Consider the following 13,319-nt stretch of genomic DNA (forward strand, 5'->3'; position numbering starts at 1 on the left):
GCGCCGACCGTTCTGAACGCGGTTTACACTTTCGCTCCCTTCTGGTCCGACGACACCGATCTTGCTCGATAGGCGGGTAACCCCGACGCCGTGCCGCGTGTCATCATGATGTCACTGTTGCGGGCGGCGAATGTGATCGATTCGGCGTGGTGATGCCAAATATAAAAATATTAAATCTGGATGCGGAATGGATGTGAGTTCGAACTTGCTCTCCTTCTTCCCGCATATTCAGAGAGACAGTTTCCTTGAGGTCCGGATCGAACGCACTATGCCTTGTTCATGGTCCGGGGAATTCATTTGATACTCAAGGTTTCGATGGTCACCTCGTCATCATCCCGCCGTGGCTTCGTCATGGCGGATCATTTTGACGATGCTGCTTTCGAACGTGCTTCTGCGCATGACGATATCGAGATCAGTCGGTCACAGAGCTCTGATGTGTCCGGCAAGATGGCACCTGCTTTGCGTGGTGGATGAAAATTAGGAAGAATGGATGAAGATGCGTTTACCGATGTTCATGTCTCTGGCGGCTCTGGTGCTGTCGGGCGCGACCACCATGGCCGACCCTCTGCGCGACGAGATCAAGGACCAGTTCGCCCCGATTCCTGCAAAAGCGCCGGGCCTGCCCAATAATCCGGCGACGCCGGAGAAATTGGCCCTCGGCAAAATGCTCTATTTCGATCCGCGGCTCTCCATCAGCCATTCGCTGAGCTGCGCGAGCTGCCATAATCTGGGGCTTGGTGGGACCGACGACCGTCCGAAATCCTTGGGGCATGATTGGCAGCAAGGTGGCCGCAATGCGCCGACGGTGCTGAACTCAGTTTTCAATCTGGCTCAGTTCTGGGACGGCCGCGCCGCCGATCTCGCTGAACAGGCGGGTGGCCCGATCCTCAATCCGGTGGAAATGGGGTCGACCAAGCCGCAAACCATCGACGTTTTGAAGGGGATTCCCGGCTATGTGACCGCCTTCAAGGCGGCTTTCCCGGGCACGTCCGATTCGATCACCTATGAGAATCTCGAAAAGGCCATTGCGGTTTTCGAGGCGACGCTGCTCACCCCTGAGGCGCCCTTCGATCGCTGGCTTTCGGGTGATGATAAGGCGCTGACTCAGAACCAGAAGAATGGTTTGCGTCTGTTCGTCGATAAGGGGTGTTCCGGTTGCCATAATGGGGTGAATATCGGCGGCAGCATGTATGCGCCCTTCGGCGTGGTGAAAGCGCCGGCCCCGGACGTTCGGCCAGCGGATGATCTGGGACGTGCCGCGATCACCAAGTCAAAAGACGATGATTATGCGTTCAAAGTGCCGACCTTGCGCAATATTGCTTTGACTGCGCCCTATTTCCACAGCGGCAAGGTCTGGGATCTGAAAGAGGCGGTCAAGATCATGGGGGAGAGCCAGCTTGGCGTGACCCTGAGCGATGCGGAAACCGGCAAAATCGTCGATTTTCTGAATTCCCTGACCGGCCGGCAGCCCGATGTCAGCATCCCGGTTCTGCCGGCGCTGGCCGCGACGACACCGCATCCCGTGCCGTGATCTATGTGCGCGCTTGATCGCTGAATTGAGCGTGCGCTTTAGGCACCCGATCGGGTGAATGTGATGATCTGAATGGATCGGACCTGAAAGGAGCGGATCAGAAGGGATTGTCCCTTCAGGCCCGCTCTATTGAACTTCTTCCCGCACGATCCAGATACGCGGTTTCATCAAGGTCTGGATGGGATGCACGGCCTCTTCAGCCGTGGGCCGAGTGATCCGCCATTTGACGCCTTGCGCCTCGATAATCGCCTCGTCCTTGCTGATCGCCGTGACGACGCTTCCCTCGAATTTGCTTCTGCGGGCGACGACATCAAAGACCAGTCGATCATAGGGTTCGAGCGCCGGTTCTTGCTCGGTTTGCGGATTTTCGAAGAAATCCAGCTCCAATCCTTTGGTGATCTTGGTTGCGAGGAAAAACACATCCCATTTTCGCATTGGTGCGTCCGGCGAGAGAAAAGGATCGTCCGTGAGAGGGATCGCGACGCCGAGCCGGTTCAAAAAAGGTTCCTTGAACGCGGGGCATCGTGATCCGTCGGGCTTTGCCTTTCCCTAGCAAATCCGAGGCCTTGAGCCGAGCGGTATTTGCGTAGCCTTCCTATGGGCGGGTCTCAATCCGTGCAGGAGACCACGAGGCTGTCCGGCCGCAGGCTTTTCAATTGCGCCTCGTCGCGCGACGAGGCGAGATCCTTGATGCGATCGCCCGCGCGTCCATAAGCTTCCGCATTGGCGTGCCCATTGGCCTGGCACCAGGCATCGGCCACCACGCGGCCGCAGGCTGCATCACTCGTCAGGCACGTTTCGACGCCATAGCCATCCTCCGTGGGAATGATGAGGAGGTGGCCGGGGGTTGCATCGGCCGTGGCCCGCAAGGCGGATACGAGCGCTATGCCGCCGATGACGAAGAGCAGGATGCGGAAGGTCGTGCGGCGGGTCCGCATGACGTGAGAGAAAACGCCTGAGGACAAGACGGGAAGCGGCATGCTTTCAACCAGGGACAGAGGGGATCGCCGAAAATTGCTCCTTTTCTTTCAAGAATGGGTTAAGGTACAAAGACAAACCTTGTCGCAAACCGAGGCATGTTTGGCGCGCGGGATGGTGCGGGTTTGAGCTTACGGTGTGAAGGCGCCGTTTGAGCTTGCTTGGAGAGACAAGGCTTGTTACTCGATGCGCGCGAATCGGATCGGTCTTGAGTTCTGTCTCGTCCTCCGATCTTTATCCTTCATCTGATCTTTGACCCCCGAGTGCGACGATGGCCGAGCCACGGCGAGCCCTTGCCCAAATGGATGATGCGAGAATCAGCGTTGGTAACGCGCGGTTTCTGATCATCGAGGCGCCTTATTATGAAGATATTGCCGCGCAGCTGCGTGCCGGTGCCGAGGCGGCGCTGACACGAGCGCAAGCGCGTTTCGATGTCGTGAGCGTGCCGGGCGCGCTTGAAATCCCCATAGCGCTCGCCATTGCGCTGGATCGCGCGCCAGCCCTTTATCAGGGGGCGATCGCGCTTGGCTGCATCATCCGGGGCGAGACCTATCATTTTGAAATCGTCGCCAACGAAAGCGCGCGAGCCCTGACGCAGCTTGTGGTGGAGCGCAAACTGCCTTTCGGCAATGGTATCCTGACCGTTGAAACCGAGACGCAGGCCCTCGAACGTGCCTCGGTCGAAAGTGGTGACAAGGGGGGAGATGCCGCACGCGCGGCATTGGCGCTCTACCGGTTCAGCCAGGAATTCGGTCAAGTCGTCGAGCAAGCCCAGATTCAAGCTCAGCGCCCGGTCCTGACCTCGGGAGCGCGCTAATGGCCCCGATCCCACCCTTGGGAGGGTTGTAATGGCTAATGCCGAACAGCGCTCCGCCGCTCGCCTTGCCGCGGTCCAGGCGCTCTACCAGATGGAAGTCACCGAGAAGGGGCTGAACGAGACCTTGGCTGAATTCGAATCCTTCTGGATCGGGAATGAGATCGAGGGGGATCAATATAAGGAAGCGGAAATCGCCTTTTTCCGCGATATTCTGGGTGGCGTGCTCGCCGATCAAGAGCCGATCGACCGCCAGCTCGACAAAACCTTGGTCGATGGCTGGCCGCTGCGCCGTGTCGATCCGGTCGTGCGCGCCATTTTGCGGGCCGGGGCCTATGAATTGAAGAAACGCACCGATATTCCGGCCCGCGTCTCGATCAAGGAATATGTCGATGTCGCCGGTGCCTTTTTCGGCCGCGAGGAATCGGGCATGATCAATGCTGTGCTCGACGAATTGGCCCGCCGTTATCGCGCCGACGAATTCGCCGCCTCGCGTCTTTAGAATACAGACTGTCATGCCACGCTTATCCGAGGACGAGCTGATCGCGACTTATTTCGCGCCGCTCGCGGGCCCCGCCGGCCTGAACCTGCGCGATGATGCGGCGGTGCTCACTCCGCTTCCTGGCCAGGATCTCGTCCTGACCAAGGACATGCTTGTCGCAGGTGTGCATTTCTTTCCCGACGATGCGCCGGAGACGATCGCGCGCAAACTGTTGCGCGTCAATCTGTCTGATCTTGCCGCCAAGGCAGCTCTCCCTTGCGGTTTTCTGCTCGGCCTTGCCTTGCCGCCCGATTGGGGGACGGATTGGCTCGCCGCATTCGCACGCGGGCTTGGTGAGGATAGCGCGCAATTTCGTTTTCCCTTGCTGGGTGGGGATACGGTCAAGACGCCCGGTCCATTGACCCTCAGCTTGACAGCGCTCGGTCACGTCCCGCGCGACACGATGGTGCCACGCCCCGGTGCACGGGCGGGTGACCGGCTTTATGTTACGGGGACGATTGGTGATGCTGCGCTTGGCCTGCGCGTGCGTCTCGACGCGCCGCAAGATCGTATCTGGATCGCCGCGCTGACGCCCGCCGCGCGAACCGATCTCCTCAATCGTTATCTCGTTCCCGAGCCGCGCCTGGGCCTTGCGCCGGCTTTGCGCCGTCACGCCCGCGCCGCGATGGATGTGTCCGATGGTTTTGCGGGCGATCTCGCCAAACTGCTGGGACTCGCTCATCTTACGGTGCGTGTCCCGCTTGCCGCGGTGCCGCTCTCCAGGGCCGCGCGGGAAGCCCTCCATCTCGAGCCTGGCCTGATCGATACGATCCTGACCGGCGGTGATGATTACGAAATCCTGTGCGCCGTGCCGCCGGGGGAATGTGTGGGATTCGAGGAATCGGCGCTGGCGCTGGGTATGCGTGTCAGCCCGATCGGCGAGGCGGAGAGCGGCGATGCCCTGCCACATTTCGAAGCACCGGGAACTGTGCCGCGTGTATACCCGCAGGGATCCTTCCAGCATTTCTGAGTGATTCCACGCCATTTTATACCAACGGTCATGATCGATGACCTTTGGTATTAGCACTGTGAAACTAGGGCTTTGCCAATGATTTCAAGGCCTCCCATTTTGGGAGGATGAAAATGATCGCAATTGCGGCGATCTGTGGATTCTGTAAGCTGACCCGAAACATATCGATCCATGCCTGATTCTTTCACAGGAAATCGGGCCAGGTGGGCGGCGAGGGAGGAATCCATGAATCCTTTGTGGTGGATCATTTTTGGCGGATTATTATCCGTAGCCTATGGCATCGTGACATCGAAACAGTTGCTGGAACAGCCAGCCGGTTCCTTGCGGATGCAGGAGATTGCCGGAGCGATAGCGGAAGGCGCCAACGCTTATCTCAAGCGCCAATATACAACCATCGCTCTTGTCGGAACCGTGATCTTCGTGGTGCTTGGCCTTCTGCTCTCATGGACGGTCGCCTGGGCCTACCTCTTTGGCGCGGTGCTGTCGGGCGCGGCGGGGTTCATCGGCATGAATGTGTCGGTGCGCGCTAATGTCCGCACCGCACAGGCGGCGTCACAATCGCTCGGCGAGGGACTTGACCTCTCCTTCAAGGCGGGGGCTGTCACCGGCCTGTTGGTCGCGGGCCTGGCGCTGCTCGGCGTGACCTTGACCTTTTACCTGCTGACGGGTCCCTTGGGCCACGCGCAAGATAGCCGCGAAGTCGTCAATGCTTTGGTTGGGCTTGGCTTTGGGGCCTCGCTGATCTCGATCTTCGCGCGGCTCGGAGGCGGGATATTCACCAAGGGCGCTGACGTCGGGGCCGATCTTGTGGGCAAGGTTGAGGCCGGCATTCCTGAGGATGATCCGCGCAATCCAGCCACCATCGCTGATAATGTCGGCGACAATGTCGGTGATTGCGCCGGCATGGCGGCCGATCTGTTTGAAACCTATGTGGTGACGGTCGTTGCCACCATGGTGCTCGGCGCGATCTTTTTCGGGGGCGACGCGGTGCTCGCGAGCGCCATGCTTTATCCTTTGGCGATTTGCGCGACCTGCATCGTCACATCGCTCATCGGCACCGCTTTCGTGAAACTCGGTCTCGATGAGGCGATCATGAGCGCCCTCTACAAGGGCTTGATCGCGACCGGACTCCTGACCATTCCGGGGCTCGCTCTCGCCACTTACGCCACGGTCGGTTTCGGCACGATCGGCACGGTGCATGGCGTGCCGCTCACAGGGCTCCATCTGTTCTTCTGCGGGCTCATCGGGCTTGCCGTCACCGGTGCCCTTGTCGTTATTACCGAATATTATACAGGCAGCGGCAAACGGCCGGTGGTTTCGATCGCTCAGGCCTCCGTGACCGGCCATGGCACCAATGTCATTCAGGGGCTTGCCGTATCGCTCGAATCGACCGCCTTGCCGGCCCTTGTCATTGCCGCCGGCATTATCGCGACCTCGCAACTCGGCGGCCTTTACGGCACGGCGATCGCGGTCACGACCATGCTCGGCCTTGCCGGCATGATTGTCGCGCTTGATGCTTTTGGCCCTGTCACTGACAATGCCGGCGGCATTGCGGAAATGGCGGGCCTGCCCAAGGAGGTGCGGCGCGCCACTGATGCGCTCGATGCCGTGGGCAATACCACTAAGGCGGTAACGAAGGGCTATGCGATTGGCTCCGCCGGCCTCGGGGCACTCGTGTTGTTTGCCGCCTATAGCTACGACCTCGATTATTTCACCAAACATGGCGATGTCTTTTCCTATTTTCGCAATGTCGGCGTGGTCTCCTTCGATCTCTCCAACCCATATGTGGTTGCCGGCCTGATTTTCGGCGGCCTGATACCTTACCTCTTCGGCGGCATCGCCATGACGGCCGTCGGTCGGGCGGCGGGCTCTGTTGTCGAGGAAGTGCGGCGGCAATTCCGGGAAAAGCCCGGCATTATGGAAGGCACTGAAAGGCCGGACTATGGCCGCGCGGTCGATATGCTGACGAAAGCCGCGATCCGCGAAATGATCATTCCTTCGCTGCTGCCGGTGCTCGCGCCGCCGTTCGTCTATTTCGTGGTTCTCGCTGTGTCGGGCTCCAAGGCCTCGGCCTTTGCGGCGCTTGGCGCCTCGCTGCTGGGCGTCATCGTCAACGGCCTGTTCGTGGCGATTTCCATGACTTCAGGCGGCGGTGCCTGGGACAATGCGAAGAAAAGTTTCGAGGAAGGGTTTCTCGATAAGAATGGTGTCACCCATTACAAGGGGAGTGAGGCGCATAAGGCCTCGGTAACGGGTGACACGGTCGGCGATCCCTATAAGGATACGGCCGGGCCAGCGATCAATCCGGCGATCAAGATCACCAATATTGTCGCTCTCCTGCTTCTGGCGATTCTCGCTCATTGATGGAGCGCCCCAAGGATGCCGTCTTGGGGCGATTCTTCCTCTATTTGAAATGATAGGGCGCGACGTTCCATCCGGTTCGCCGTGTCCTATCGACGCCTTTCCATGCATCAAGTAGAAAACAATCATTAATCAGCCCCATAGGGTCGAATCTGCGGTGCAATGGAAGGACATGGAGATGAAAGGGATTATCCTCGCGGGTGGGTCAGGCACGCGCCTTTATCCGATTACCCGCGTCGTCTCGAAGCAATTGCTGCCGGTTTTCGACAAGCCGATGATCTATTATCCGCTGGCCACTTTGATGCTGGCGGGGATCAAGGATTTCTTGATCATTTCGACCCCGCGCGACACGCCGCTGTTCGAGCGCCTGCTCGGGGATGGCAAGGACCTCGGCATGTCCTTGACCTATGCCGTGCAGGATGAACCGCGCGGACTGGCGGAATCCTTCATCATCGGCCGTGACTTTATCGGATCTGATCGTGTGGCCTTGATCCTTGGTGATAATATTTTTCATGGCCACGGACTGCCGCAAATGCTCCAACAGGCCGTGGCTCGGACCACGGATGCGACGATTTTCGGCTATCAGGTCACCACCCCGGAGCAATATGGCGTCGTGACGCTCGATCGGACCGGAAAGGCGCTCGATATTGTCGAGAAACCCAAAACCTTCCACTCCAATGTCGCCGTCACGGGCCTTTATTTCTATCCCAATGATGTTGTCGATATTGCCGCCAAGATCACCCCCTCGGCCCGAGGCGAGCTCGAAATCACCGATGTCAACCGGGCCTATCTCCAACGCGGACAATTATTCGTCGAAATGCTCGGACGCGGCTTTGCCTGGCTCGACACGGGCACCCATGCCTCGCTCGTGGAAGCGAGCCATTACATCCAGATCCTTGAACAAAGGCAGGGAATCCGGGTCGCCTGTATCGAGGAAATCGCGCTGCGGATGGGTTATATCCCCCTGGACCAATTCCATGAACTTGCCAAACGCTCGATGAAGAGCAGTTATGGCGAATATCTTCTGGCGATTTACGAAGCCGCGAAAAAAGACCCCACATCCTTTGCTCCCTCGATCGCCTGAGACGGTCTTAAAGCGCGGTCTTGCATGGGACCGGGTAGGGACGGATTCGCGCGGGAAGGCCAGCAAAAGGCTTTTATCTAGTATTTTTATGGACTACTATCCGTCCAGCCCAGCGATGGTTTCGTGCGCAGGCAGACGGGAGCCGGTGCATGACATCATGCGGGCTGAAACTGTCATGTTCCATGCATGCACCCATGCCTGGGCCAGCCTTGGCGACAGGGCTTTTCCTGGGGCAAGATCATGAATCGCCAGACCATGAACCACATGACTCTCATCTCCGACTCAGGCGTCCCTGCGGGGCATTCCGATCGCCCCGGTCTTTATGATCCGCTCTGGAATCGTCTGCGGCAGGAGGCCGAAGAAGCTTTCGCGCGTGAAAGGGCTCTGGCGCCGCTGTTCGTCAGTTCGATTCTCAACCGGACGAGTTTCGAAAGTGCTGTGGCGCATCGCATTGCGGCGCGGCTCGGCAATGAGACGGTGCCCGCTTATCTCATCGCGGAAATTTTTGCCCAGGCGACCGATGATGATCCGACGATCGGAGAGGCTTTCCGAGCCGATATTCTCGCCGTGCTCGATCGTGATCCGGCCTGCGCGCGCCTGATCGAGCCCTTCCTTTATTTCAAGGGGTTCCACGCGATCCAGACGCATCGCCTCGCGCATTGGCTCTGGAACCATCAGCGTCAGGATTTCGCGCTCTATATCCAGAGCCGATCATCCGATGTCTTTCAGACCGACATCAATCCGGCGGCGCGTTTCGGCAAGGGGATTTTCCTCGATCACGCGACGGGTCTCGTCGTCGGCGCGACGGCCTCGATCGATGATGATGTCTCGATCCTGCAGAATGTCACGCTCGGCGGTACCGGCAAGGAACGCGGCGATCGCCATCCCAAGATCCGGCGCGGCGTGATGATCGGTGCCGGCGCCAAAATTCTCGGCAATATCGAGATAGGCTCCTGCTCGCGCATTGCCGCGGGCTCAGTCGTTTTGCGGCCCGTCGAGCCCAATACCACGGTGGCTGGCGTTCCCGCCCGCCAGGTGGGCACGGCCGGCTGTTCTGAACCGGCGCGCAGCATGGACCAGATTCTCAGCCAATTGTCCTATGATTCTTTCGATTACACGATCTGACAAGCCAGCAGATAAAGCTCCATCTGATTATTATTCAATGGCTTATCAGATCAAAGACGGGACCCGTGGGGGCGAGGCGGCAGCCAAGCTTTTATTGACAAAACTAGTAGACTTAATATCCTGCTCAAGGGAATTTTCTTCTTCGGATAAGAGCATCTTGCTTGCGAAATGCGAGGCCGAAAGGGCATCCTTGAGGCTTCGGGACCCCGTTGGAGAGGGAGGGGGATTTGGCGGAGCACCGGCGCATGGGCGAGCTTAAAAGTTCGCGCAAAAAGACCAAATGCCTGCTCCCGGTCCACACTCTCGCCGCCGGTCGCTTTCGAGACGCCCTTCTCGTGAAACAGGATAAGAGTGGATTAACCTCCACACCCATTCTCTACGCCCGTTCGGTTTAGCCGATCGATTTCTTTCGGCTCGGCAAGAAGCAGTTTTGCGAGAAGCTTCCTCTCTTGCCCGGCCGCGACACTCTCCCTGGAGCAGTAAAATGGCACAGCCAGCCGTGAAACAACCTGATGCGCCTGTTCAGACCGCGGGACGCGGCCGCATTTATGATTCCATCACCGAGACGATCGGCAATACGCCTCTCGTGCGGCTGCAGAAGATTGCCAAGGAAAAGGGCGTTAAGGCCAATCTGCTCGCCAAGCTCGAATTCTTCAATCCGATCGCCAGCGTGAAGGACCGGATTGGCGTCCATATGATCGCGAGCCTGGAGGCCGCCGGTAAGATCGTCCCCGGCAAGACCACTTTGATCGAGCCGACCTCTGGCAATACTGGCATTGCGCTGGCTTTCGTCGCTGCCGCGCGCGGCTACAAGCTGATTCTGGTCATGCCGGAATCCATGTCGCTCGAGCGGCGCAAGATGCTTGCCCTGCTCGGAGCCGAGCTCGTTCTGACGCCCGCTCCCCAAGGGATGAAGGGCGCGATCGCCAAGGCCGAGGAACTGGTGCAGGCGACACCCGACGCCGTGATTCCGCGCCAATTCGACAATCCCGCCAATCCTGAAATCCATCGCCTGACCACGGCCGAGGAAATCTGGAACGATACGGAAGGCAATGTGGATTATTTCGTCTCCGGTGTCGGCACCGGCGGCACGATCACCGGCGTCGCTCAGGTTCTGAAGCCCCGCCGCCCGAGCCTGAAAATCGTCGCTGTCGAACCTGAGGATTCGCCCGTCCTGTCCGGCGGTCAGCCAGGTCCGCATAAGATCCAGGGTATCGGTGCTGGCTTCGTGCCGTCCGTTCTCGACCGGCCCCTGATCGATGAAGTCGTCACCGTCGGCAATCAGACGGCCTTTGAGACGGCTCGCCTCGTGGCGCGCCTCGAAGGCATTCCAGTCGGTATTTCCTCTGGCGCCGCAGTCGCCGCCGCCATCGAGGTCGGCCTGCGCCCTGAAGCCGAAGGCAAGAATATCGTCCTGATCATTCCGTCTTTTGCTGAGCGCTATTTGTCGACGGCTTTGTTCGAAGGTCTTTGATCTTCTCTCTATTTTACGGGCTTCACGGCAAGGCCGGCGGTGATCACCGCCGGCCTTTGTCATTCAATCTCCGCAAGCAACCTTTCGCGACCTTTCGTTTCAACGGAACCCCTCAGCTTTGCGGGACGTTGAGAGGGCATGTTTTCGGCCTGATCGGCGTTCGTCTTCGGCACGCCTATGGTAAATTATCGGTAAACACTTATTCTGATGTCTGTTTACCGGCAGAGGTGTCTCTGAGCCCCGGTCGATAATTTTTGAAAGGATTGAACATGCGCGCTTTTTGGCTTTTCCTGGCGGCTTTGTTCGGCTTCCGCCTTTTCTCCAACAGCCGTTATAATCGCGAGTTCAGGAATTTGCCCGAGGAGGAGCAGAAGGCTCGCCGCCGCTGGTTTTGAGCGCGCTTTCTCCCTTAAAGGCCTCGCGGCAGAACGTCATCTGATCCCGGGAGTCGCGAAGAGCGCTCCCGGTTCTCGAATTTTAGCGTTCGAGCCCCATGCGAGAATATGTTCGAAGGCCATTCTCGAAAGCGGTCGATCCGATCGCGACCGTGCGGGCGGTCTATTCTCCTTCTTGACCCGGGCCATTGCCGATGCGAGAGCCAAGTTCGTTTCGAATGTCTCCCGGATCGGATGAATAGATGGCTTCTCCCACATTGGATCTGCTTGGTTTCGGCAATGCTATTGTCGATGTTCTCGGCCAAGTCGATGATGATTTTCTCCTCGCTCAGGGCCTGCACAAAGGGTCGATGACCCTCATCGATGAGGCGCGCGCGACAAGCCTCTATGGCGCAATGGGACCGGTGACCGTTGTTTCTGGTGGGTCGGCCGCCAATACGATCATTGGCGCCGCCGGCCTCGGCTGCAAAACGGGGTTCGTGGGCAAGCTCAAATCCGATCCGCTCGGCACCCAATTCGCCCATGATATTCGTGGCGCGAAGGTCGCCTTCACGACGTCATTCGCCGAGGATGGCCCGGCGAGCGCGACGTGCCTCGTCCTGGTTACGCCGGATGGCCAACGGACGATGAACACCTATCTTGGCGCCTCGGCCAATCTGACCGAGGCCGATGTCGATGCAGAGCAAGTGCAAAGCGCCGCTATCATCTATCTCGAAGGTTATTTGTGGGATCCGCCAGCTGCCAAGGCGGCTTTCCTGAAGGCCTCGCGCATTGCTCGTGACGCTGGGCGGCAGGTGGCCCTGACCTTGTCCGATACATTCTGTGTCGATCGTTATCGCGAGGAGTTTTTAGGGCTTATCCGCGACAAATCCGTCCAAATTCTCTTCGCTAATGAATCCGAATTGCACGCGCTTTATCAGACCTCTGATTTCGATACGGCCATCGCGGCTCTGCGTCAGGAGAACATTCTCGGTGTCGTGACGCGCTCCGAACATGGCTCGGTGGTGGTCACATCGGAAAATGTGCTCGCTGTCCCAGCTTTTCCCGTGGATCAGGTGGTCGATACGACGGGCGCGGGCGATCTTTTCGCAGGGGGATTTTTGACGGGTCTCAGCAAGAACAAGGATCATTCAACAGCGGCAAGGCTTGGTGCCTTGGCGGCAGCTGAAATCATCCAGCATATCGGCGCGCGTCCGCAAAAGGATCTCGCCTATCTTGCCAGACAGAACGGTTTTGATCTCTGATCATGACAATAAAAATGCGGAGAAGGGTTTTCCTTCTCCGCATGGAAAGCTTAAAGCTGAGACCATACCATCGGTTGATCTTTGGTCTTACAGCCAGGCGTGCTGTTTTGCCTGACGCTCCTCATAGGCCGAAATCTCATCCGCCTTCTGCATGGTCAGGCCGATATCGTCGAGACCATTCAAGAGACAATGTTTGCGGAAGGGATCGATGTTGAAAGGAATCGAGCCCCCATCCGGACCGCGAATCGTCTGATTTTCGAGATCAACCGTCAGCGTTGCATTAGCACCGCGCTCGGCATCTTCCATGAGAAGGGCCAATTGCTCAGGCGTGACCTTGATCGGCAAAATGCCGTTCTTGAAGCAATTATTATAGAAAATATCCGCGAAACTCGTTGAGATCACGCAGCGAATACCGAAATCGAGCAAGGCCCAGGGGGCATGTTCGCGCGAGGAGCCGCATCCGAAATTATCGCCGGCGACCAGGATCGACGCCTTGCGATAGGCGGGCTGGTTCAAGACGAAATCAGGGTTTTCCGTTCCATCGTCTTTGAAGCGCAATTCCGAGAAGAGCCCCTCACCAAGGCCGGTCCGCTTGATGGTTTTGAGATATTGCTTGGGGATGATCATGTCGGTGTCGACATTGGTGATCTTCAACGGCGCGGCAACGCCGGTCAGGGTCGTGAATTTTTCCATGACGACTCCTTACAGCTTCAAACCTGAAGGTGGCTATCCCTTTGGGATAAATTTGATGCGATTATAAAGGCCTATAACATCGCTCGGGCGTTCGAATGAACGAGCGATA

14 protein-coding genes are annotated in these 13,319 nt (G+C 58.2%); 11 read left to right on the forward strand and 3 right to left on the reverse strand.

The annotated features are described in order from the left end of the window. Positions 1-297 precede the first annotated feature (297 nt). The gene (locus tag BIND_RS21555; RefSeq protein WP_158304344.1) at positions 298-474 is read left to right on the forward strand and encodes a hypothetical protein; all 177 of its coding nucleotides are present in this window, start codon (positions 298-300) and stop codon (positions 472-474) included. 16 nt (positions 475-490) lie between these two features. Then, positions 491-1,531, forward strand: a complete 1,041-nt coding sequence (locus tag BIND_RS01020; protein ID WP_012383217.1) for a cytochrome-c peroxidase — start codon at positions 491-493, stop codon at positions 1,529-1,531. Between the two features lie 126 nt (positions 1,532-1,657). Here the strand turns inward: BIND_RS01020 and BIND_RS01025 are convergent, their stop codons facing one another. Next, positions 1,658-2,029 carry a hypothetical protein gene (locus BIND_RS01025; RefSeq protein WP_012383218.1) on the reverse strand — a complete coding sequence of 124 codons (372 nt, stop codon included), beginning with the start codon at positions 2,027-2,029 and terminating at the stop codon, positions 1,658-1,660. A gap of 110 nt (positions 2,030-2,139) precedes the next feature. Beyond that, entirely contained in the window at positions 2,140-2,511 is a 372-nt protein-coding gene (locus BIND_RS19900; protein ID WP_012383219.1) for a hypothetical protein, read from the reverse strand. Between the two features lie 269 nt (positions 2,512-2,780). Here BIND_RS19900 and ribH point away from each other — a divergent pair, with 269 nt between their 5' ends. The 9 genes from ribH to BIND_RS01075 all read left to right on the forward strand — a co-directional run bounded on the left by ribH (position 2,781) and on the right by BIND_RS01075 (position 12,517). Next, positions 2,781-3,326 carry a 6,7-dimethyl-8-ribityllumazine synthase gene (gene ribH, locus BIND_RS01035; protein WP_012383220.1) on the forward strand — a complete coding sequence of 182 codons (546 nt, stop codon included), beginning with the start codon at positions 2,781-2,783 and terminating at the stop codon, positions 3,324-3,326. A gap of 31 nt (positions 3,327-3,357) precedes the next feature. Beyond that, positions 3,358-3,825, forward strand: a complete 468-nt coding sequence (gene nusB / locus BIND_RS01040) for a transcription antitermination factor NusB (RefSeq protein WP_012383221.1) — start codon at positions 3,358-3,360, stop codon at positions 3,823-3,825. 13 nt (positions 3,826-3,838) lie between these two features. Continuing rightward, a complete protein-coding gene (gene thiL / locus BIND_RS01045; RefSeq protein ID WP_012383222.1) occupies positions 3,839-4,834 on the forward strand; it encodes a thiamine-phosphate kinase in 996 nt (331 codons plus the stop codon). A gap of 225 nt (positions 4,835-5,059) precedes the next feature. Next, positions 5,060-7,198 (forward strand): sodium-translocating pyrophosphatase, encoded by a 2,139-nt coding sequence (locus BIND_RS01050; protein WP_012383223.1) that lies wholly within the window; start codon positions 5,060-5,062, stop codon positions 7,196-7,198. A gap of 175 nt (positions 7,199-7,373) precedes the next feature. After that, on the forward strand, positions 7,374-8,279 hold the full coding sequence (gene rfbA / locus BIND_RS01055) for a glucose-1-phosphate thymidylyltransferase RfbA (protein ID WP_012383224.1): 906 nt from the start codon (positions 7,374-7,376) through the stop codon (positions 8,277-8,279). A gap of 264 nt (positions 8,280-8,543) precedes the next feature. Next, a complete protein-coding gene (gene cysE / locus BIND_RS01060) occupies positions 8,544-9,404 on the forward strand; it encodes a serine O-acetyltransferase (protein WP_050764084.1) in 861 nt (286 codons plus the stop codon). Between the two features lie 484 nt (positions 9,405-9,888). Beyond that, the gene (gene cysK, locus BIND_RS01070) at positions 9,889-10,878 is read left to right on the forward strand and encodes a cysteine synthase A (RefSeq protein ID WP_012383227.1); all 990 of its coding nucleotides are present in this window, start codon (positions 9,889-9,891) and stop codon (positions 10,876-10,878) included. Between the two features lie 269 nt (positions 10,879-11,147). Continuing rightward, positions 11,148-11,273, forward strand: a complete 126-nt coding sequence (locus BIND_RS22140; RefSeq protein ID WP_012383228.1) for a hypothetical protein — start codon at positions 11,148-11,150, stop codon at positions 11,271-11,273. A gap of 242 nt (positions 11,274-11,515) precedes the next feature. Next, positions 11,516-12,517 carry an adenosine kinase gene (locus tag BIND_RS01075; RefSeq protein ID WP_012383229.1) on the forward strand — a complete coding sequence of 334 codons (1,002 nt, stop codon included), beginning with the start codon at positions 11,516-11,518 and terminating at the stop codon, positions 12,515-12,517. A gap of 87 nt (positions 12,518-12,604) precedes the next feature. On the opposite strand, the gene leuD is transcribed toward BIND_RS01075, so the two are convergent. Beyond that, complete coding sequence (gene leuD, locus BIND_RS01080) at positions 12,605-13,210, reverse strand: 3-isopropylmalate dehydratase small subunit (RefSeq protein ID WP_012383230.1); 606 nt, start codon at positions 13,208-13,210, stop codon at positions 12,605-12,607. Positions 13,211-13,319 lie beyond the last annotated feature (109 nt).

Source organism: Beijerinckia indica subsp. indica ATCC 9039 (assembly GCF_000019845.1).
Classification (GTDB): Bacteria; Pseudomonadota; Alphaproteobacteria; order Rhizobiales; family Beijerinckiaceae; genus Beijerinckia; species Beijerinckia indica.

Excerpts from the sequence above, each read along its gene's own strand:
- BIND_RS01020 (WP_012383217.1), top strand. The coding sequence starts at position 491 with ATGAAGATGCGTTTACCGATGTTCATGTCTCTGGCGGCTCTGGTGCTG.
- BIND_RS19900 (WP_012383219.1), bottom strand. The coding sequence starts at position 2,511 with ATGCCGCTTCCCGTCTTGTCCTCAGGCGTTTTCTCTCACGTCATGCGG.
- ribH (WP_012383220.1), top strand. The coding sequence starts at position 2,781 with ATGGCCGAGCCACGGCGAGCCCTTGCCCAAATGGATGATGCGAGAATC.
- nusB (WP_012383221.1), top strand. The coding sequence starts at position 3,358 with ATGGCTAATGCCGAACAGCGCTCCGCCGCTCGCCTTGCCGCGGTCCAG.
- thiL (WP_012383222.1), top strand. The coding sequence starts at position 3,839 with ATGCCACGCTTATCCGAGGACGAGCTGATCGCGACTTATTTCGCGCCG.
- BIND_RS01050 (WP_012383223.1), top strand. The coding sequence starts at position 5,060 with ATGAATCCTTTGTGGTGGATCATTTTTGGCGGATTATTATCCGTAGCC.
- rfbA (WP_012383224.1), top strand. The coding sequence starts at position 7,374 with ATGAAAGGGATTATCCTCGCGGGTGGGTCAGGCACGCGCCTTTATCCG.
- cysE (WP_050764084.1), top strand. The coding sequence starts at position 8,544 with ATGACTCTCATCTCCGACTCAGGCGTCCCTGCGGGGCATTCCGATCGC.
- cysK (WP_012383227.1), top strand. The coding sequence starts at position 9,889 with ATGGCACAGCCAGCCGTGAAACAACCTGATGCGCCTGTTCAGACCGCG.
- BIND_RS22140 (WP_012383228.1), top strand. The coding sequence starts at position 11,148 with ATGCGCGCTTTTTGGCTTTTCCTGGCGGCTTTGTTCGGCTTCCGCCTT.
- BIND_RS01075 (WP_012383229.1), top strand. The coding sequence starts at position 11,516 with ATGGCTTCTCCCACATTGGATCTGCTTGGTTTCGGCAATGCTATTGTC.
- leuD (WP_012383230.1), bottom strand. The coding sequence starts at position 13,210 with ATGGAAAAATTCACGACCCTGACCGGCGTTGCCGCGCCGTTGAAGATC.